Below are 18,530 nucleotides of genomic sequence, written 5' to 3' on the forward strand. Positions count from 1 at the left end.
CATGACGGTGCAGTCGCAGCGCATCGGACTGTTGGGCAAGACGCCCCGCCAGGCCGAGTTCATCAAGCTCAACGCCGCCACCCCCCTCGCCCTCCAGCTCTATGGCTGGATGGAGGAAGGGGTGGAGCGCGCGCGGCGGGCCCGGGTGGACCTGCCCTCGGAGCCGGTGAACTTCGTGTTCACCGTGCCGGGGCAGAAGCAGGCGCTGGTGGGACTGATGGCGCCCAGCGTGGACAGCGTCGGGCGCGCCTTCCCGCTGGCCGTCTTCACCGAGGTGGCGTCGGCGGCCACGGCCCCGCGCTACGCGCTGACGCCGGAGGCCTTCCAGCCCTTCCTCCGCGCCGCCGGTGTCCTCGCCCGGTCCGCGGCGGAGCTGGACGTACCGCAGCTGCTGGAGCGCGCGGCGGTGCTGCCCCTGCCCGGCCCGGGGGACTTCAGCGTGGCGCAGCGGCTGCGCGACGCCGCGCTGGCGGAGCACCGCACCCAGGACCTGCTGGGCCCGGTGGTGGAGGGCACGCCGGACGGCGGCCGCTACTACGCGCTGCACACCTTCCTCACCGCGTGCGTCGGCGAGCGCGGCCGCGAGCAGTCCGCCGCGGGCGTGGCGCTGGACTGCCCGTTCTCCACGAGCGTGGGCCCGGTGGCGTGGCTGGAGCTGTCCTCGCGCCTCTTGCGCTGGCCGAGCCAGCCCCCGGCCTTCTTCTGGTCCGAGGGCGAGCGGCCCCGGCTGCTGCTCAGCCTGGGCGCGGCCACCCCCGCCCTCTTCCTGGCCCTGGCCCAGCCTGGCCGTCCGGGCGCCCAGGTGTGGCCGCTGCGCACCGAGCGGCCCGCCGCCATCGACAACGCGCGCAAGGGCCTCAAGGCCGCGGCGCGCCAGGTCATCGACGCTCCCTCCACCACCCTCGAGCAGCTGCTGCGCGCGCTGGCTCCCTGAACCCCGTCTGCCTCTATGCCGCCCACCCTCGAAGAGCTTCGTGAGCGTGCCCGACCCTGGACCGAGCCCGTGCCCGGCGCCGCCCCCGCCGGGGTGCAGGCGAAGCACGAGCCGGCCTACGAGGCCATCGCCACGGAGGTGGCGAAGCTGGAGTCCCCCGCCGCGGCCGGTGTGCGCTGGGACGACGTCGTCCAGGGCGCCGGGACGCTGCTGAAGGGCACCACCAAGGACCTCTGGCTGGCCTCGTACATGGCCTATGGCCTGTATGCCACGCGCGGCCTGGACGGCGCGGCCACCGGGGCCGCCATCCTCGCCGAGGTGACCGAGCGGTACTGGCAGGACCTCTTCCCCGAGCTGAAGCGGCTGCGCGGCCGGGCCAACGCCGTGGGCTGGTTCGTGGAGCGGCTGGGCCGCATGCTCCCCTCGGTGGAGCAGTCCAGCGTGAGCGCGGAGTCGCTGGAGGCGCTGTCCGTCGCGCTGAAGCGACTGTCGCAGCTGTCCCGCGAGCGCTTCGCCGACTCGGCGCCCGCCTTCGGTCCGCTGCAGGACGCCATCGCCCGGCTGCGCGCGGGGCTGCCGCCGCCCGAGCCCGAGCCGGCTCCTCGGGACTCCGCGCGGGGTGACACTTCGACGGCGCACTCCTCCGAGGCGAACGGCGCTTCCGCGAGCGAGGACTCCGGGAACACGCCCGCCAGGAGCGGGGCGGCGGAGAACACCGCCGCCGCGAATGCCGGCTCGCAGGCCCCTGCCTCCGCGAACGGAGCCTCCGGGAACGCGGCGAACGGCGCTTCCGCCGCGAACCGCGCCGCGGGGAATGGGGCGGCCTCGAACGGCGCTTCCGGGAGCACCGCCGGCGCGAACGCCACCGCCGCGAAGGCCGCCGGGACGCCCGCGGCGCAGGCCGCGCCCGCCCGGAACACCGCCGCGCCGGTGGTGGTGCCCGCCCTTCCGGCGCTGCCGGCCTCGCCGGACCTGTCCACCTCGGACGCCGTCACGGACTTCCTGCGCAACGTGGGCACCGCGCTCCTGGGCGCCGCCGGGGCGCTGCGCCACGCGAGCGTCGCCGACCCGCTGCCCTACCGGCTGATGCGCATGGGCCTGTGGCTGCACCTGGCCCGGCCGCCCGCCGCAGGCGCCAATGGCCGCACCTCGCTGCAGGCGCTGCCGGACGCGCTGCGCACCAAGCTGGAGACCCTGGAGAACAACCAGCGCTGGGCCGACCTGCTCGACGAGGCCGAGTCCGCGCTGGGCCAGCACCGCTTCGCGCTCGGCCTGCACCGCTTCAGCGCCGCCGCCCTCACCGGCCTGGGCGAGTCGCACGCGGCCGCCCACGCCGCGCTCGTCCAGGAGCTGGGCGCCCAGCTGCGCCGCATGCCCGGCGTCGAGGAGCTCGTCGCCGCCAACGGCAAGCCCCTCACCGACGACGCCACCCGCGCCTGGCTGCGCGCGCAGGTGCTCTCCGGGGGTACATCCTCCGCCACCGTTTCCCCGGGCCCCAGCGCCGCCGCCTCGCCGCTGGCCCTGCCGCCGCCGTCGCTTCCGCCCGAAGCGTCCGCTGCTGGAACCAGCCCTGCCCTGGAGGAGGAGGCCCGCGCGCTGCTGGCCGAGGGCCGCGTCCACGAAGCCGTCACCCGATTGCAGGGCGCCATCTCCGCCGCCACCACCGGCCGCGCCCGATTCCTCTCACGACTGGCATTGGCACGGCTGTGCGCCAACGCGGGCCAGCTCCCGCTCGCGCGCGCCGTCTATGACGCGCTCGACGAGGAGGTGTCTGCCCATTCTCTCGATACGTGGGAACCCGCCCTCGCGGCCGCGTGCCTCGAAGGCTGGTTGTCGACCCGCTCCCCTGGGGAAAAGGAGGAGGGACGGGTGGCAGCAAAGATTCGAAACCGGTATCGTCGTCTAGCGCGGCTGGATTCTTCCGCCGCGTTGCGCGTCGGCGCCTGATGCAACCCTGTTGTACCGCGGCGAAGCTCCACCCCATGCGACGCCCGCGCCAAAAACGCAGCACTCAAGGAGAAAGCCGCAGATGAGCAAAGAGAGTTCCGTCGCCCCTACCGAGCGCGTCAACATCGTCTACAAGCCCGCCACCGGCAACGCCCAGGAGCAGGTCGAGCTGCCGCTGAAGGTCCTCATGATGGGGGACTTCACCGGCCAGGCCGATGACCGCCCGCTGGAGCAGCGCGCGCCCATCAACGTCGACAAGTCCAACTTCAACGAGGTGATGGCCCAGCAGAACCTCAAGGTCACCCTCACCGCCGCCGACAAGCTCGCTGGCGACGCGAACGCGACGATGAACGTCACGCTCCAGTTCAAGAACCTGAACGACTTCTCTCCGGAGAGCGTCGTCAACCAGGTGCCCGAGCTCAAGAAGCTGCTCGAGCTGCGCAGCGCCCTCAACGCCCTCAAGGGGCCCCTGGGCAACCTGCCCGCGTTCCGCAAGAAGCTGCAGTCGATGCTCGCCGACGAGGAGGGCCGCAAGGCGCTCATCAAGGAGCTGGGCCTCAAGGACGAGACCAAGTAGCCCTTTTTCGGGGGATTTGAAACACCATGCCTAACGAGACCCAGACCCAGAAGTCGACCGGCGTTGCCGCTGACGCCTCCCTGTCCCTCCTCGACGAGATTCTTTCCGAGGCCAAGCTCAAGCCGAAGGACGAGGGCTACGACGTCGCCAAGCGCGGCGTGCAGGCCTTCATCACGGAGATGCTGGCGCCGCACCGCTCCGAGGAGCGCGTGGACAAGGCCCTCGTCGACGCGATGATTGCCGAAATCGACAAGCGCCTGTCCGCGCAGGTCAACGAAATCCTCCACGCCAAGGAGTTCCAGAAGCTGGAGGCCTCCTGGCGCGGCCTGAAGTTCCTGGTCGACCGCGTGGACTTCCGCGAGAACACCCGCGTGGAGATGCTCAACGTCTCCAAGGAAGACCTCCAGAAGGACTTCGAGGACGCGCCGGAAGTCACCAAGAGCGGCCTGTACAAGCTCGTGTACTCCAACGAGTACGGCGTGTTCGGCGGCAAGCCCTACGGCATCATCAACGCCAACTACGACTTCGACGTCGGCCCGCAGGACATGGACCTGTTGCGCAAGTGCGCGTCCGTGGCCGCCATGGCCCACGCGCCCTTCATCGCCAACGCCGCGCCGGAAGTCTTCGGCGAGCAGAGCTTCCTCAAGCTGCCGGACCTCAAGGACCTCAAGTCCCTCTTCGAGGGTCCGCAGTACGCCCGGTGGCACTCGTTCCGCGAGAGCGAGGACGCGCGCTATGTGGGCCTCGCCCTGCCGCGCTTCCTCCTGCGCCTGCCCTACGGCGAGAAGACCGTCCCCGTGAAGGCCTTCAACTTCACCGAGGACGTCGTCGGCAGCCACGACCGCTACCTCTGGGGCTACGCCTCCATCGCCATGACCAGCCGCGTGGCGGACTCCTTCGCCAAGTTCCGCTGGAGCCCGAACATCATCGGTCCCCAGTCCGGCGGCGCGGTGGAGAACCTGCCGCTGCACCAGTACGAGGCCATGGGGGAAATCCAGACCAAGATTCCCACCGAGGTCATGCTCACCGAGCGCCGTGAGTACGAGCTCGCCGAGGAGGGCTTCATCGGCCTCGTCTTCCGCAAGGACTCGGACAACGCCGCGTTCTTCAGCGCCAACTCGGTGCAGAAGCCCCGCTTCTTCGGCAACACGCCCGAGGGCAAGGCGGCGGAGACCAACTACCGCCTGGGTACGCAGCTGCCGTACATGTTCATCATGACCCGCCTGGCGCACTACATCAAGGTGCTGCAGCGCGAGCAGATTGGCAGCTGGAAGGAGAAGTCGGACCTGGAGCGCGAGCTCAACCACTGGATGAGCCAGTACATCTCCGACATGGACGACCCGGCGCCCGCCGTGCGCTCGCGCCGCCCGCTGCGCGCCGCGCGCGTGACGGTGGAGGACGTGGACGGTCAGCCCGGTTGGTACCGTTGCAGCCTGCAGGTCCGCCCGCACTTCAAGTACATGGGCGCGTCGTTCACCTTGTCCCTCGTGGGCAAGTTGGACAAAGAGTGAACCTGACTCACGCACTGTCGGTCGAATCAGCTAGTTTGTAGGGGCCCCACCACCCGGACTCGAAGTGAGTCCGGACCCACGGCGCGCGATGCGCGCATAGCGAAGAGGTTGAAGCATGGCTGAGTCAGTACACCTGTACCTGAAGGCGAACGGCACCGACATCAAGGGCGACAGCACCCAGACGTCCCTGGGCCGCGCCGACTCCATCGAGTGCGTCTATTACGACCAGAAGGTCTTCACCGCGCGCGAGGCCGGCTCCGGCCTGGCCACGGGCCGCCGCCAGTACGAGGGCATCACCTTCCGCAAGCGCATCGACAAGGCGTCCCCGCTGCTGATGAAGGCGCTCTGCGAGAACCAGGTCATCGAGGCGACCTTCAAGTTCTTCCGCCCGAACCCCACGGGCGACGGCACCACCGAGCAGTTCTTCACCACGTCCATCAAGAAGGCCCGGGTCAACAGCATCAAGCAGTACGTCCCGGACTCCTTCGTGCCGGCGAGCACCAACCTTCCTCCCATGGAGGAGATCACCCTGGTGTTCCACACCATCAACTGGACCATCACCAACGGTGGCGTGACGCACGAGGACACCTGGGACACCCAGCGCTAGTCATGAGCTCCTCCCACCGGCCGCCCGTGCAGTCGTGTACGCGGGCGGTCGGGGGCGGGCCTTCCGGCTGAAACACGAAGACATCCATGGGCTCCCGAGGCTTGTTGTCCCGCATCGCCGAAGGCAACGGCACGCTCGCGCCGCCGGGCGACGTGGTGGAGTCCATCGCCGAGCACCTGCGCAACCTGCTCAACACGCGCAGGGGCGAGTCCGTGGCGGCTCCGGCGTACGGCATCCTGGACCTGAACGACATCGTCCACTCGTACCCGTCGGCCATTCCGCGGATGACGCAGTCCATCCGCACGGCCATCCAGGACTTCGAGCCGCGGCTGAAGAACGTGGTGGTGCAGTACTCGGCGGACCCGGCCGACCCGACGGCCCTGCGCTTCGACATCAGCGCCCAGCTGGCCACGCGGGACAGGCGCGGCATGGTGCGCTTCCACACGCAGGTGCATCCGGGCGGACGCGTGGAGCTGTGGTGAGCCACGGAGTGCGTGGCAAAGGGCGAGGATGTTCAGCAAGTACTACCTGAGCGAGCTGTCGTACCTGCGGGAGATGGGCCGTGCCTTCGGGCTGGCCAACCCCTCCGTCGCGGGCCTGCTGGTGGAGCGCGGCGCGGACCCGGACGTGGAGCGGCTGCTGGAAGGCTTCGCCTTCCTGACGGCGCGCATCCGCGAGCGCGTGGACGACGACGTGCCGGAGCTGGTGCACGGCCTCACGGAGCTGCTCCTCCCGCACTACCTGCGCCCGCTGCCGGCCTCCACCATCGTCGAGTTCTCCCCGCACCTGCGCGCGCTGCGCGGCCGCTCGCGCCTGGCCGCCGGGGCGGAAGTCGCCTCGCAGCCCATCGACGGCACCTCCTGCGTCTTCCGCACCACCTCGGACGTAGACCTGCTGCCGGTGCAGCTGACGGACGCGCTGCTGGACCGCGCGTCGATTACGTCCCCCGTGCTGCGGCTGTTCTTCCAGACGACGGAGCAGGGCCGCGCGGAGGTGTTCCGCCCGCAGGGCCTGCGCCTGTTCATCCACGCGGAGATGTCCGCCGCGTCGGTGGTGCTGCTGTGGCTCTTGCGCTACTGCCGCCAGGTGCGCGTGCGCGGCGTGTCCTCGCAAAGCGAGGGCTTCAAGCTGCCGGCCAACGCCATCCACCCGGTGGGCTTCGACCGGGACTTCAAGCTGCTGCCCTGGCCGCGCGCCAGCGAGGGCTACCGGCACCTGCAGGAGTACCTGACGCTGCCGGAGAAGTTCCTGTTCTTCGACGTGCGCGGGCTGGACGCCGCGGCGGGCGTGAAGGACGACAAGTTCGAGATTGCCTTCCACCTGGAGCGGCCGCCGCCCCTGGACGCGCGCATCCACCGGGAGATGTTCCGGCTGCACTGCTCGCCGGCCGTCAACCTCTTCAGCGTGCCGGCGGACCCCGTCCTCCACCACGTGCTCGACAAGGAGCACCTGCTGCGCGCGTCGGACCTGCCCGCCAACCACGCCGAGGTGTACTCGGTGGACACGGTGACGGGCCTGCAGGCCGGCCGCAACGAGCGGCGCCTGTACCGGCCCTTCTTCGAGTTCAGCCACACCGCCGGCGGCGACGCGGAGCAGGCCTTCTACCGGCTGCGCCGCGCGCACTCGCCGCTGGATGACGGCATCGACACGTACATCACCCTGGAGACGCCGCGGAACGTGGCGCCGGTGCTGGGCTCGGAGGAGGCGCTCTCCATCGACCTCACCTGCACCAACCGCTCGCTGCCCTCGCGGCTCCAGGTGGGTGATTTGACGGCCTCCACGGCGGCCAGCCCCACGCAGGCGAAGTTCAAGAACATCTCCCCGGTGAGCCGGCCGGCGCGCGCGCCCCTGGGCTCGGAGCTGCACTGGCGGCTCCTGTCGCACCTGGCCATCAACCAGCACTCGCTCGCGGACGCGGCGGCGCTGCGGCGGCTGATGGACCTCTACAACTTCCACTCCCTCACGGACAACCTCTCGGCGCGCGCCAGCCGCCTGCGCATCAACGCCATCCGCGCGGTGGAGACGACGCCGGTGACGCGCTTCCTGGAGGGCGCGCCGCTCAGGGGCCACAAGACACGCGTGGACATGGACGAGGAGAACTTCATGGGCGTGGGTGACTCGTTCCTCTTCGGCTGCATCCTCGAGGAGCTGCTCGCGTCCCACGTCACCATCAACTCCTTCAACGAGCTGAGCATCCGGCTCCACCCCTCGCAGACGGAGTACACGTGGCTTCCGAGGAACGGGACTCAGACGCTCTTGTAGCGGCGGCGCGTCAGCTGGCGGAGCTGGCGCCCCGCTCTGGCTTCTTCCCGCTGGTGGCCTTCCTGGAGCGGCTGACGGCCCAGGCCGTGCGCGTGGGCGGGCCCGGCCCCGTCAACGAGGAGATGATTCGCTTCCGGCACGACCCGTCCCTGGGCTTCCCCTCGGGCGACGTGAAGGAAGTCACGTTGCACGAGGTGCTCGTCCGCGCGGAGGACCCGTTCTCCAAGCGCCCCCTGTTCGAGGTGGTGACGAGCTTCCTCGGGCTGACGGGCTCGGTGAGCCCCCTCCCCCACTACCTCGCGGAGGAGGTCGCCCAGGAGGACCCGGACTACCCGGTGCGGCGCGAGTTCCTGGACCTCTTCCACCACCGGCTGCTGTCGCTGCTGTACCGGATTGAGTCCAAGTACCGCGTCACCAGCGAGACGGACACGTCCTTCAAGGACCAGTGGTCCAAGCGGCTGTTGGCGCTGGGCGGCTTCGACACGTACGAGACGGCCCATGAGGGCAAGCTGCCGACCTGGCGCCTGCTTCGCATCGCCCCGCTGCTGGCCGGGCGCTTCCGCACGGCGGAGCAGCTGGAGGTGGCCCTCCAGGACGTCATGGGCGAGGACCTGGAGGGCGCGCGCGTCACGGTGCGCCAGTTCGTGGGCCGCTGGGTGGACATCGACGCCCGGGTGCAGCTGGGCCGCAGGAACAACATCCTCGGGCGCAACATGCTCCTGGGCGGCAAGGCCTTCGACAGGACGGGGAAGATTCAAATCCACGTCAGCCCGCTGCCGCCGCGCGCCTACCGGCGGCTGATGCCGGAGGGAGATCTGCTCCCCCTGGTGCGCGAGGTGGTGGCCCTCTTCGTGAAGGACCCGCTCGAGTACGACCTGGAGCTGGGGCTCACCGAGGGCGTGAAGCAGCAGTTCCGCCTGTCCCGCCAGGAGCCGAGCAAGCTCGGCCGGGACACGTGGCTGGGCAACAGCCAGCAGACGCATCTCAGTGTTCCCGTGGCGAGATGAATTCCCGAGCGGGCGGGCATGAGGGCCGGGGATTTACGGCGCTCTGCCCGCCCGGTATATCGTCCACCATCGCTGTCTTTTTCTGGGGGCTCCCATTCGCGTCGATCCGAAAGCGCTCGTCCGTCGTCTGACGCCGACCTCTACCCGTCTGCTCGAGGCCGCGGTGGCCCGTGCGAGCGCCGGGCGGTTCTACGAAATCGTGCCCGAGCACCTGCTCGTGCAGATGCTGGAGCCCGAGGACTCGGACGTCGCGCGCATCCTCCAGCAGTTCGGCGTGGACCGCCGCACGCTCCTGGCCAGCATGGAGCGCGCCGTGCAGGGGCTGCGCGCCGGCAATGCGGGTCGGCCCGTGTTCTCCGAGACGCTCTTCCAGTGGTTCGAGGATGCGTGGCTCCTGGCCTCCGTGGAGCAGGGCGCCACGCGGATTCGCTCGGGCGTGCTGTTCGCCCAGTTCGTCAGCCGGCGCTCGCGCTACACCGCGGAGCTGTTCCAGGAGCTGGACGCCATCAGCCGCGACGAGCTGATGTCCTCGCTCGACGTGGTGCTTCGCCCCTCCCCGGAGAATGTGGAGGTGGCCAGCGCGGACACCGCCAGCGGCGGTGCGGGTGGCGCGGCCGGGGCTCCGGGCGGGCGCGGGGACGAGGCGCTCAAGCGCTTCGCCACGTCCTTCACGGGCCGCGTGCGCGAGGGGAAGATCGACCCCATCTTCGGCCGGCACCGGGAAATCCGGCAGATGGTGGACATCCTCTCCCGCCGCCGGAAGAACAACCCCATCCTGGTGGGCGAGCCCGGCGTGGGCAAGACGGCGCTCGTCGAGGGCATGGCCTGGGCCATCGTCCGCGGCGAGGTGCCGGACGCGATGAAGAACGTGGAGCTCCTGGGCCTGGACCTGGGCCTGCTCCAGGCGGGCGCGGGCGTGCGCGGCGAGTTCGAGAACCGGCTCAAGGCCGTCATCGCCGAGGTGAAGGCGTCCCCCACGCCCATCATCCTGTTCATCGACGAGGCGCACACCATCATCGGCGCGGGCGGCTCGCAGGGCGGCACGGACGCGTCCAACCTGCTCAAGCCGGCGCTGGCGCGCGGCGAGCTGCGCACCATCGCCGCCACCACGTGGGCCGAGTACAAGAAGTACTTCGAGAAGGACGCGGCGCTGGAGCGGCGCTTCCAGCCGGTGAAGGTGGAGGAGCCGAGCGTGGAGGACGCGGAGCTGATGCTGCGCGGCCTGCGCCCCACCTACGAGGCGGCCCACGGCGTCACCATCCGCGACGAGGCCGTCAGCGCAGCGGTGCGCCTGTCCAGCCGCTACATCTCCGGCCGGCAGCTGCCGGACAAGGCGGTGGACCTGCTCGACACGTCCGCGGCCCGCGTGAAGATCGAGCTGTCCACGCGCCCCGAGGAATTGGTGGCGTTGGACCAGGAAATCGCCGCGCTGGAGCGCGAGCGCGACGCGCGCAAGCGTGACCTGGCGGAGGGCACGGGTGGCCAGGAGGAGCAGGCCGCCCTCACCGAGGCCGAGGAGAAGCTGCGCGCCACGGTGGACTCGCGGGCCTCGCTGCACGCGCGCTGGGAGACCGAGCGCACGGCGGTGGCGGCGCTGATGGAGGCGCGCAAGGCGCTGCGCGAGGCGAAGCCGGAGGCGGACACCGCGGCGCTCAAGTCGGCGGTGGACGCGGCGACGCAGACGCTGGCCGGCGTGCGCGGCGAGGTGCCGCTGGTGCACGCGGACGTGGACGCGGACATCGTCGCGCGGGTGGTGGCGGGCTGGACGGGCGTGCCCGTGGGGAAGATGCGCAGTGACCTCCTCGCGTCGGTGCTGACGCTGGAGGACAAGCTGCGCTCGCGCGTGCGCGGCCAGGAGTCGGGGCTCAAGAAGGTGGCGGAAATCATCCGCATCTCCCAGGCGGGCATCCGCAACCCGGAGACCCCGATTGGCGTCATGCTCTTCGTGGGCCCCAGCGGCGTGGGCAAGACGGAGACGGCGCTGGCGCTCGCGGACACGCTCTACGGCGGCGAGCGCTTCATGACGACGCTCAACATGAGCGAGTTCCAGGAGAAGCACACGGTGAGCCGGCTCATCGGCTCGCCGCCGGGCTACGTGGGTTATGGCGAGGGCGGCCTCCTGACGGAGGCCGTGCGCCAGCGGCCCTACTCCGTCGTGCTGCTGGACGAGTGCGAGAAGGCCGACCTGGAGGTGATGAACCTCTTCTACCAGGTCTTCGACAAGGGCTCGCTGACGGACGGCGAGGGCCGGCAGGTGGACTTCAAGAACACCGTCATCATCCTCACCAGCAACCTGGGCTCGGACGTGGTGATGCGGATGTACGAGGACTTCGCGGAGCCCACCACCGAGCAGGTGGTGGGGGCCATCCGCCCCGTGCTCAGCAAGCACTTCAAGCCGGCGCTGCTGGCGCGCATGACGATTGTCCCCTTCGGCCCGGTGCAGCGCGACGTGATGCGCCAGATTGCCGAGATGAAGCTGGCGAAGCTGGTGGGCCGGCTCAAGGCCGCCCACAACGTGGACACGACGCTGGCGCCGGACCTGCTGGACGAGCTGGCGCGCCGGTGCACGGAGTCCGAGATGGGAGCGCGCAACATGGAGCAGATCCTCCAGGGCTCGCTGATGCCGGTGCTCTCCCGCGAGCTGTTGCAGCACCTGGTGGGCGGCGCGGTGCCCCCGAAGCTGCATGTGGCCCTGACCGCGGAAGGCGACTGGGACCTCCAGTTCGCCCATGCCTGAGAGAACCCATGAAACGAACGCTCCAGGTCTCCGCCGTGGCGCTGTCCCTGCTGGCCGGCTGCGCCACCGCCCAGAAACCGTCGTCCATGTGCTTCGCCGAGGCGGGCGCCAACGCGCGCTCCTTCCCCACGCCGGAGACATGGTTCGCCCTGCTGCTGCACGGCTATGACAAGGACACCGGCGCGGCGCCCCGCCCCGCGGTGGACTGCACGGGCGCGCCGGTCTGGTCCCAGGACCCCGCCGCCGACGAGTGCGTGGAGGCCGGCCCCGACGCCCTCCCCCTGCCCCCTCCGGAGAAGCTGACGGAGGAGGACCTGGTGATGGAGACGCTCCAGGCCGGGCAGCGGCTGGTGTGGGTGATTACGCGGCGCTTCACCAACGGCGAGGCCCTGGGGCCGGTGGCGCTGGTGGAGACCACCGAGCAGGGCTTCCGCGTGGACGCGCTGGGCTCGCTGCGCGCCATGCCGAAGAACGCGAAGCTGCGGCTGGAGAAGGTGCAGGACACGAACATCCTCGTCGCGGAGGGCGACGCCTGCACCACGGACGGCGAGGAGGTCTGCCGCCGGCACGCGCGCATCATGCCGCTGCGACAGAATCGCTTCTTCACCGAGTCCGTGTCCGACAAGGCCCGCGCGTGCCTGGGCGCCGCGTGGTTCCCGCTGTCGCGCGAGCTGAGCTTCGAGCTGCCCAACGGGCTGCGCCGCAAGTTCGAGCTGACGTCCACCCTCACCTACGAGGAGAAGGGCATCAGCGTGCAGGAGCAGGTGCAGGTGAGCGACTCGGACCCGAGCCAGCCGGACGTGGCGCCGCGCCTGTACCGCCGCGCGCAGGACGTGCGCACGCTGGTGCTGGCGGACAACGCGCTGCTGGCCCCCAAGCCGTCGCTCTGGTCCCGCATGGTGGAGCAGCAGGAGCGCATTGGCGCCCGGGCGGTGCCGGAGAAGCCCATCTTCGCGCTGCCGGAGAAGAAGAAGCCGGTGCCCACCGAGGCGGACACGGCCACCGCCGCGGCTCCCGCCGCGGACAAGGCGAAGGCCCCCGCTGATGCGGCGAAGGCCGCGTCGGACACCTCGAAGACGGTGGCCGCGCCGGGCAAGACGTCGCAGAAGCCCGCCGCCACGGTGACGACGACGCCTCCGTAGTCACGCCCCCGACGTGGGGCCTGGTGCTCCACCACCCTACCCCGCCCCCGTGTGCCTTCGGTTTTTCCGAAGTGCCACGGGGGTTTTTCGCAATTGCGGCAAACGCTCCTCGTGGACAGAGAAGAGATAGGCCCAATGGGGGGCCAGAAGGAGCGTCCTGGATGCGCATCGAAATCCGAGCCCGTCACATCCCCCTCACCGAGACCCTTCGCAGCCACTGCGAGCGCCGCGTGCGCTTCGCGCTGGACCGACTGGCGGACCGCGTCAAGGAGGTGGTGTTGCGCTTGGAGGACACCAACGGCCCGCGCGGAGGCGTGGACAAGACGTGCAAGGTGACGCTGCGGCTGGAGCACGGGAAGGAGCTGACGCTGGAGTCCAAGGGCACCACGCTCGTCGCGGCGGTGGACCGGGCCCTGGACCGGGCCGGCAACGCGGTCAGCAAGGCCGTGGGCCGCGCGCAGCGGACCGCTGGCGAGAGCCTGAGGACGGCCGAGTGGCAGCCCGAGGAGGCGTCCGCCCTGTCGTGAGGCGGGCTGGAGCGGCCGTGCCGGGGGTTGACGTCAGCCAGGCATGGCCGCCCCCCTGAAGTGAGCTTCCCGGATGTTACGGTGCCGGCAGGGCTGGAGCGGGCCTGCCGGGCCCGCCGCCAGGGAAGGCACAACGGCGGGCTCGCCGCGGCCCTCGCGCCGCGGCGGCGCCCGGCCCAAGGAGAAGCTGCATGCAGGGCGGTACCGGAGCGCTGGGACGGATGCGGGCCGCGTGGGACGTGGCGCGGCGCCGCTGGTGGGTGCGCTGGGGCGTGGACCTGGCGCTGCTGGCGCTCATCGTCGCGGCGGTGACGGCGTGGCAGACGCGCCGCCTTCCCGGTGGCGGGACGCCCGCGCCGGACTTCACCCTGCGCACGCTGTCCGGAGAGACGGTGCAACTGGACGCACTGCGCGGCAAGCCCGTGGTGCTGGCCTTCTGGGCGCCCTGGTGCGGCGTCTGCAAGATGGAGTCGTCCAACCTGTCGCTGCTCCAGGGCCTCGCGGGTGACTCCGCCCACGTGGTCTCCGTGGCGGTGGCCTGGGAGGACGAGGAGGCCGTGCGGCGCTTCGCGCGGGAGCACGACGTGGACTACCCCGTGCTGCTCGGGGACGACGGCATCCAGCGCGACTGGCGCGTGGACACCTTCCCCACCGTGTTCTTCCTGTCCTCCGAGGGCCGCATCGAGCGCGCCGTGGTCGGCTACACCACGCTCGCCGGACTGTCGTGGCGGTTGCTGCTGTAACCTGGGTGCGGACCGGATAGGGAGCCGGCCGGGCCTCACCTGTGGGGCTCCAGAGCGAGGAGTGTTTCCATGCTGGCCCGCACCTGGCGCGGAGTGACGACGGCGGCCGACGCGGACGCGTACCAGGCCTACCTGGAGCAGACAGGCCTCAAGAACTACCGGGGCACGCCCGGCAACCTGGGCGCGTACTGCCTGCGGCGGGTCTCGGACGGGCGCGCCGAGTTCCTCCTGGTGACGCTCTGGGAGTCCATGGACGCCATCCGCCGCTTCGCGGGCGCGTCCCCCGAGCAGGCCGTCTTCTACCCGGAGGACGACCGCTACCTCATCGACAGGGACCTGCACGTGACGCACTACGAAGTGCCCTTCGCTTCGGTGGCGGGGACCCTCCCATGACGCCACGGCGTATCGCGGGACCGGCTGGGAATCTGGCCGTCGTGGACGTCCCCGGCGCGAGCACGGACTCGCTGCCAGTCCTGTTCGTCCACGGCCTCGCCGGCAATGCGGCGCACTGGGACGCCCAGCTCCGGCACCTCGCCCCTTCCCGGCGCGTGGTGGCCGTCGAGCTTCGCGGCCATGGCGGCTCGGAGCCCCCTCGGGACGGCGACTACTCCCTGGAGGCGCTCGCGCGGGACGTGGCCACGGTGGCGGAGGTGCTCGGGCTCGAGCGCTTCGTCCTGGTGGGCCACAGCATCAGCGGCGGCGTGGCGCTGGCCTGCGCCGCGGCCCGGCCCGAGCGCGTCGCCGGGCTGCTGCTGGTGGACCCGATGAGCGACTCGCGTCACTTCCCCGAGGAAGACAAGGAGGCGTATCTCGCGTCGCTCGCGTCGGACGCCTACGCCCGCGTCGTCCGGGAGGACTGGCTGGGCATGGTGGGCGAGGTCCCCGAGGTGCGGGAGCGGCTCCTGCGCGACCTGGACGCCACACCGAAGGAAGCGGTGGTGGGCATCCAGCGCGCCCACCTGTCCTTCGACCCCGTCACTGCGCTCGCGCGCTATCCCGGGCCCGCTCTCTCACTGGTGCTGCCCGCCAATGACACGCCACACAGCTTTCACCGGCTGGGCAGGGGCTTTCCCCACCAGGTGCTGCGCGAAGGCAGCCACTGGGTGCACCTCGAGCGGCCCGATGAGGTCAACCGGGCCCTCGATGGCTTTCTCGTGAGCCTCAGAGCCGGATGAGCTGCACGTCATCCATGTGGATGTAGTTGCCCGCGTTGCCCACCGTGGCGCGCGTGTGGAACCCCAGCTCCAGGGAGCCGCCGGTGACGGAGATGGCCGGCGTCTCCACGAGCGTCCACGCCCCATACGTCCCGAGGTCCGTGTACACGGGCGCGCACCCGCCGCACGTCTTCGCCTGGAGGCGCGCGAGGTCGAACGCGCCGCCCTTCCGCACCCACGCGCGGACCCGGTAGTTGCCCGAGGGCAGTCCCGAAGCCACCTGGTACGTCCACACCTCGAAGGGCGAGCCGTTGTTCCAGTGCGTCAGGTGGTAGCTGCCCGAGTGCCCGCCGTTGTACGTCTCGCTGAAGTCCGCGGCCTCGGTGCCGTTGGGGCTCCACGTCGCCCAGCCCGTCATGCCGGACTCGAAGCCGGGGTTGGTGAGCGTGGCGGGCGGCGCGCTGCCCGCGTCGTACCAGCGCACCCACTCCACCTCCATCGTCTTGCGCTCGCCCGACCCGAGCGCGATGGCGCTGGCGGGAGGGTTGCCGTACCAGTTCCCGCCGAGCGCCAGGTTCAGGAGGATGTAGTGGTTCTGCTGGAACGCGGGCTGGTTGTGGAAGAAGTCCGCGGTGGCGCGCACCTGGTTGTCCAACCGGAAGATCATCTGGCCCGCCGTCCACTCCACCTCGTAGACGTGGAAGCCGTCCGCGAGGCTGTAGCCCCGGTTGGCGCCGGTGCCGAAGTGCTGCGCGGCCCCGTTGGCGAAGTAGTGCACCGCCGACTTCATCCACGTCGGCTCATTGGAGTGCCACTCGAGGATGTCGATTTCGCCCGAGCTCGGCCAGCCCACCGAGGAGATGTTGCCGCCCAGCGTCCAGAACGCCGGCCACATGCCGTAGCCGGACGGCACCTTGATGCTCGCCACCAGCTTCCCGTAGCGCCGCTCCACCTTCCCCTTCGTGTGGATGCGGCCGGAGTAGAACGAGCGCGGCCCGTAGCCCGTGCAGCGCGAGTCCATGGGCCCATCCCCGGTGCGCTCCGCGGTGATGACCAGCTTCCCGCCGCCCACGGTGACGTTCTGCGCGCGGGGGAACTCCAGCTCCCCCGTCCCGAAGTTGCAGTTGTTGGTGACGGGGTCGTAGTTGCTCGTCAGCACGTTCCAGTACGCGCCGTTCAGCGACGTCCCGGTGAAGTCGTCCTGCCAACCGAGGTTCCACCCCGGCCCCGGGTCATAACCAAGCTCGCCCTGCGCCTGGCTCACGAGCGGAAGCGTCTCGGGGGCAGAGGAGGCCTCCTCCGCTCCGCACCCGCTGGCCAGCGCCAGCACGCCAGCAGCCCACAGCATCGAACGTCCAACCTGTCGTCTGTGCATGTCTCTCTCCCGGAAGGGGGAAACCGCACGCTAGAACACTTCTTTCGACGAATGGAGAAAGTCCGGGTTTTTCTGGCCCTCCCTGGCTCAGACTCAGATGGCGTAGTCCCCGAGGAAGACTGTCGCTGACCGGACATCCGCGCGCACCGCGTCGCCCTCGGCCACCCCCAGGGCGTCGAACTCCGAGCGCGGCACCTCCACCGTGACTTCGTCCCCGGTGGGCAGGCGCAGGAGCACCTTCACGTAGCCGCCCACGGGCTTGAAGCGCTCCACCCGGCCGGTGGCCGCGTGCCCGTTCACCGCGCCCGCCGGTGACTTCACCAGCTTGATGTCATGGGGCCGCACGAAGGCCTGGACGGACTCGCCCTCGCGAGCCGCCGCCGGGACGTCCACCGACAGCGAGCCCATGGCCACCCGGCCCGAGCGCACCTGCCCGCGCACCACGCTGGCGCCGCCGATGAAGGAGGCCACGAAGGGCGACGCGGGACGGCTGTAGACGTCCTCCGGCGAGCCCGCCTGCGCCACCCGGCCCTCGCTCATCACCACGACGTGCTGCGAAATCTCCAGCGCCTCCTGCTGGTCATGCGTCACCAACAGCGTGGTGAGGCCCGTGCGCGTGTGGAGGTCATGCAGCCACTCGCGCAACTCCTCGCGCACCCGCGTGTCGAGCGCGCCGAAGGGCTCGTCCAGCAGCAGCACACGGGGACGGATGGCCAGCGCGCGCGCGAAGGCCACGCGCTGCCGCTGCCCGCCGGAGAGCTGCCCGGGGAAGCGGCTGCCCAGGTCCTCCAGTTGTACCAGGCGCAGCATCTCGTCCACCCGCGCGGCCGTCTCCGCGCGTGGCGTGCCCCGCACCTCCAGGCCGAAGGCGACGTTCTCCCGCACCGTCATGTGCCGGAACAGGGCGTAGCTCTGGAAGACGACGCCCACGCCGCGCTGCTGCACGGGCATGGACGTACAGTCCACACCGTCAATGAGGATGCGCCCAGCGTCCGGCACCTCCAACCCGGCCACGAGCCGCAGCAGCGTCGACTTGCCCGCCCCCGACGGCCCCAGCAGCGAGGTGATGGCACCCGCGGGCGCCTGGAAGGAGACCTCCGAAACGGCCGGAGTCCCCTTCTCGGTGAAGCGCCGGGTGACCTGCTCGACGATGATGCTCATGACGCCACACTCCTCCACTCCACGTATTTCTTGACCACCAGCGTGACGAGCGCGAGCAGCGTCAACAACGAGGCCACGGCGAAGGCGCCGACGAAGTCGTACTCGTTGTAGAGAATCTCCGCGTGCAGCGGCAGCGTCGTGGTGACGCCGCGCACGTGCCCGGACACCACCGACACGGCGCCGAACTCGCCCATCGCCCGCGCGTTGCAGAGGATGACGCCGTAGATGACGCCCCACTTCACCTTGGGCAGCGTGACGCGCCAGAACGTCCGCCACCCGCTCGCGCCCAGTGTCAGCGCCGCTTCCTCCTCGTCACTGCCCTGGGCCTGCATCACCGGCAGCACCTCGCGCGCGACGAAGGGGAACGTGATGAAGACGGTGGCCAGGACGATTCCCGGCACCGCGAAGATGACCTGCAGGTCGTGCTCCGCCAGCCACGGCCCCAGCCAGCCCTGCCGCCCGAACATCAGCACGAAGATGAGCCCCGCGATGACGGGCGACACGCTGAAGGGCAGGTCGATGAGGGTGACGAGCAGCGAGCGCCCGGGGAAGCGGAACCGGGCGATGAGCCACGCGGCGGCCACGCCGAAGACGAGGTTGAGGGGCACGGCGATGACCGCCGCCGTCAGCGTCAGGCGCATGGCCGACAGCGCCTCCGGGTGGCTGATGGCCGCAGAGTAGGCCTCCCAGCCCTTCTGGAATGCGAAGGTGAAGACGGCCACCAGCGGGACGACGAGGAAGACGCCGAGGAACAGCAGCGCCAGCCCGATGAGCGCCCAGCGGATGACCGCCGGCCCGCCGAGGGTCCGGGTCCGCCGCCGGAGGACGAGGGTGGAGGGGTGCATG

At 70.5% G+C, this 18,530-nt stretch carries 17 protein-coding genes; 14 read left to right on the forward strand and 3 right to left on the reverse strand.

What is annotated here, in order from left to right; translation table 11 throughout:
* Position 1 precedes the first annotated feature (1 nt).
* From tagF to ACX9TP_RS31655, 14 genes are all read left to right on the forward strand, one after another.
* Positions 2-934 (forward strand): type VI secretion system-associated protein TagF, encoded by a 933-nt coding sequence (tagF, locus tag ACX9TP_RS31590; RefSeq protein WP_482974354.1) that lies wholly within the window; start codon positions 2-4, stop codon positions 932-934.
* 69 nt (positions 935-1,003) lie between these two features.
* The gene (gene tssA, locus ACX9TP_RS31595; protein ID WP_482974355.1) at positions 1,004-2,881 is read left to right on the forward strand and encodes a type VI secretion system protein TssA; all 1,878 of its coding nucleotides are present in this window, start codon (positions 1,004-1,006) and stop codon (positions 2,879-2,881) included.
* Between the two features lie 82 nt (positions 2,882-2,963).
* Positions 2,964-3,458 carry a type VI secretion system contractile sheath small subunit gene (tssB, locus tag ACX9TP_RS31600; protein WP_482974356.1) on the forward strand — a complete coding sequence of 165 codons (495 nt, stop codon included), beginning with the start codon at positions 2,964-2,966 and terminating at the stop codon, positions 3,456-3,458.
* A 26-nt stretch (positions 3,459-3,484) separates the two neighbouring features.
* Positions 3,485-4,969, forward strand: a complete 1,485-nt coding sequence (tssC, locus tag ACX9TP_RS31605; protein WP_482974357.1) for a type VI secretion system contractile sheath large subunit — start codon at positions 3,485-3,487, stop codon at positions 4,967-4,969.
* A 115-nt stretch (positions 4,970-5,084) separates the two neighbouring features.
* On the forward strand, positions 5,085-5,576 hold the full coding sequence (gene tssD, locus ACX9TP_RS31610; protein ID WP_482974358.1) for a type VI secretion system tube protein TssD: 492 nt from the start codon (positions 5,085-5,087) through the stop codon (positions 5,574-5,576).
* Between the two features lie 86 nt (positions 5,577-5,662).
* Positions 5,663-6,058, forward strand: a complete 396-nt coding sequence (gene tssE, locus ACX9TP_RS31615) for a type VI secretion system baseplate subunit TssE (protein ID WP_482974359.1) — start codon at positions 5,663-5,665, stop codon at positions 6,056-6,058.
* 28 nt (positions 6,059-6,086) lie between these two features.
* Entirely contained in the window at positions 6,087-7,838 is a 1,752-nt protein-coding gene (tssF, locus tag ACX9TP_RS31620; RefSeq protein WP_482974360.1) for a type VI secretion system baseplate subunit TssF, read from the forward strand.
* The gene (gene tssG / locus ACX9TP_RS31625) at positions 7,802-8,845 is read left to right on the forward strand and encodes a type VI secretion system baseplate subunit TssG (RefSeq protein ID WP_482974361.1); all 1,044 of its coding nucleotides are present in this window, start codon (positions 7,802-7,804) and stop codon (positions 8,843-8,845) included. The genes tssF and tssG overlap by 37 nt, the downstream gene beginning before the upstream one ends.
* 82 nt (positions 8,846-8,927) lie before the next feature.
* Positions 8,928-11,582, forward strand: coding sequence for a type VI secretion system ATPase TssH (gene tssH, locus ACX9TP_RS31630; protein WP_482982251.1), 2,655 nt, complete (start codon positions 8,928-8,930; stop codon positions 11,580-11,582).
* Positions 11,583-11,590: 8 nt separating this feature from the next.
* Positions 11,591-12,724 carry a hypothetical protein gene (locus ACX9TP_RS31635; protein WP_482974362.1) on the forward strand — a complete coding sequence of 378 codons (1,134 nt, stop codon included), beginning with the start codon at positions 11,591-11,593 and terminating at the stop codon, positions 12,722-12,724.
* A gap of 161 nt (positions 12,725-12,885) precedes the next feature.
* Entirely contained in the window at positions 12,886-13,251 is a 366-nt protein-coding gene (locus ACX9TP_RS31640; protein WP_482974363.1) for an HPF/RaiA family ribosome-associated protein, read from the forward strand.
* 191 nt (positions 13,252-13,442) lie between these two features.
* The gene (locus tag ACX9TP_RS31645) at positions 13,443-13,994 is read left to right on the forward strand and encodes a TlpA family protein disulfide reductase (protein WP_482974364.1); all 552 of its coding nucleotides are present in this window, start codon (positions 13,443-13,445) and stop codon (positions 13,992-13,994) included.
* A gap of 69 nt (positions 13,995-14,063) precedes the next feature.
* On the forward strand, positions 14,064-14,387 hold the full coding sequence (locus ACX9TP_RS31650) for a hypothetical protein (protein ID WP_482974365.1): 324 nt from the start codon (positions 14,064-14,066) through the stop codon (positions 14,385-14,387).
* Entirely contained in the window at positions 14,384-15,169 is a 786-nt protein-coding gene (locus ACX9TP_RS31655; RefSeq protein ID WP_482974366.1) for an alpha/beta fold hydrolase, read from the forward strand. The genes ACX9TP_RS31650 and ACX9TP_RS31655 overlap by 4 nt, the downstream gene beginning before the upstream one ends.
* On the opposite strand, the gene ACX9TP_RS31660 is transcribed toward ACX9TP_RS31655, so the two are convergent.
* From ACX9TP_RS31660 to cysW, 3 genes are all read right to left on the reverse strand, one after another.
* Entirely contained in the window at positions 15,156-16,523 is a 1,368-nt protein-coding gene (locus ACX9TP_RS31660; RefSeq protein WP_482974367.1) for a glycoside hydrolase family 16 protein, read from the reverse strand. The two genes, ACX9TP_RS31655 and ACX9TP_RS31660, sit on opposite strands and share 14 nt — an antisense overlap.
* Before the next feature lie 93 nt (positions 16,524-16,616).
* Positions 16,617-17,684: a sulfate/molybdate ABC transporter ATP-binding protein gene (locus ACX9TP_RS31665; RefSeq protein WP_482974368.1), complete on the reverse strand. Its 1,068-nt coding sequence runs from the start codon at positions 17,682-17,684 to the stop codon at positions 16,617-16,619.
* Positions 17,681-18,529, reverse strand: a complete 849-nt coding sequence (gene cysW, locus ACX9TP_RS31670) for a sulfate ABC transporter permease subunit CysW (RefSeq protein ID WP_482974369.1) — start codon at positions 18,527-18,529, stop codon at positions 17,681-17,683. Before cysW ends, ACX9TP_RS31665 begins: the two co-directional genes overlap by 4 nt.
* Between the last annotated feature and the right edge of the window lies 1 nt (position 18,530).

Source organism: Pyxidicoccus sp. M15 (genome assembly GCF_056858435.1).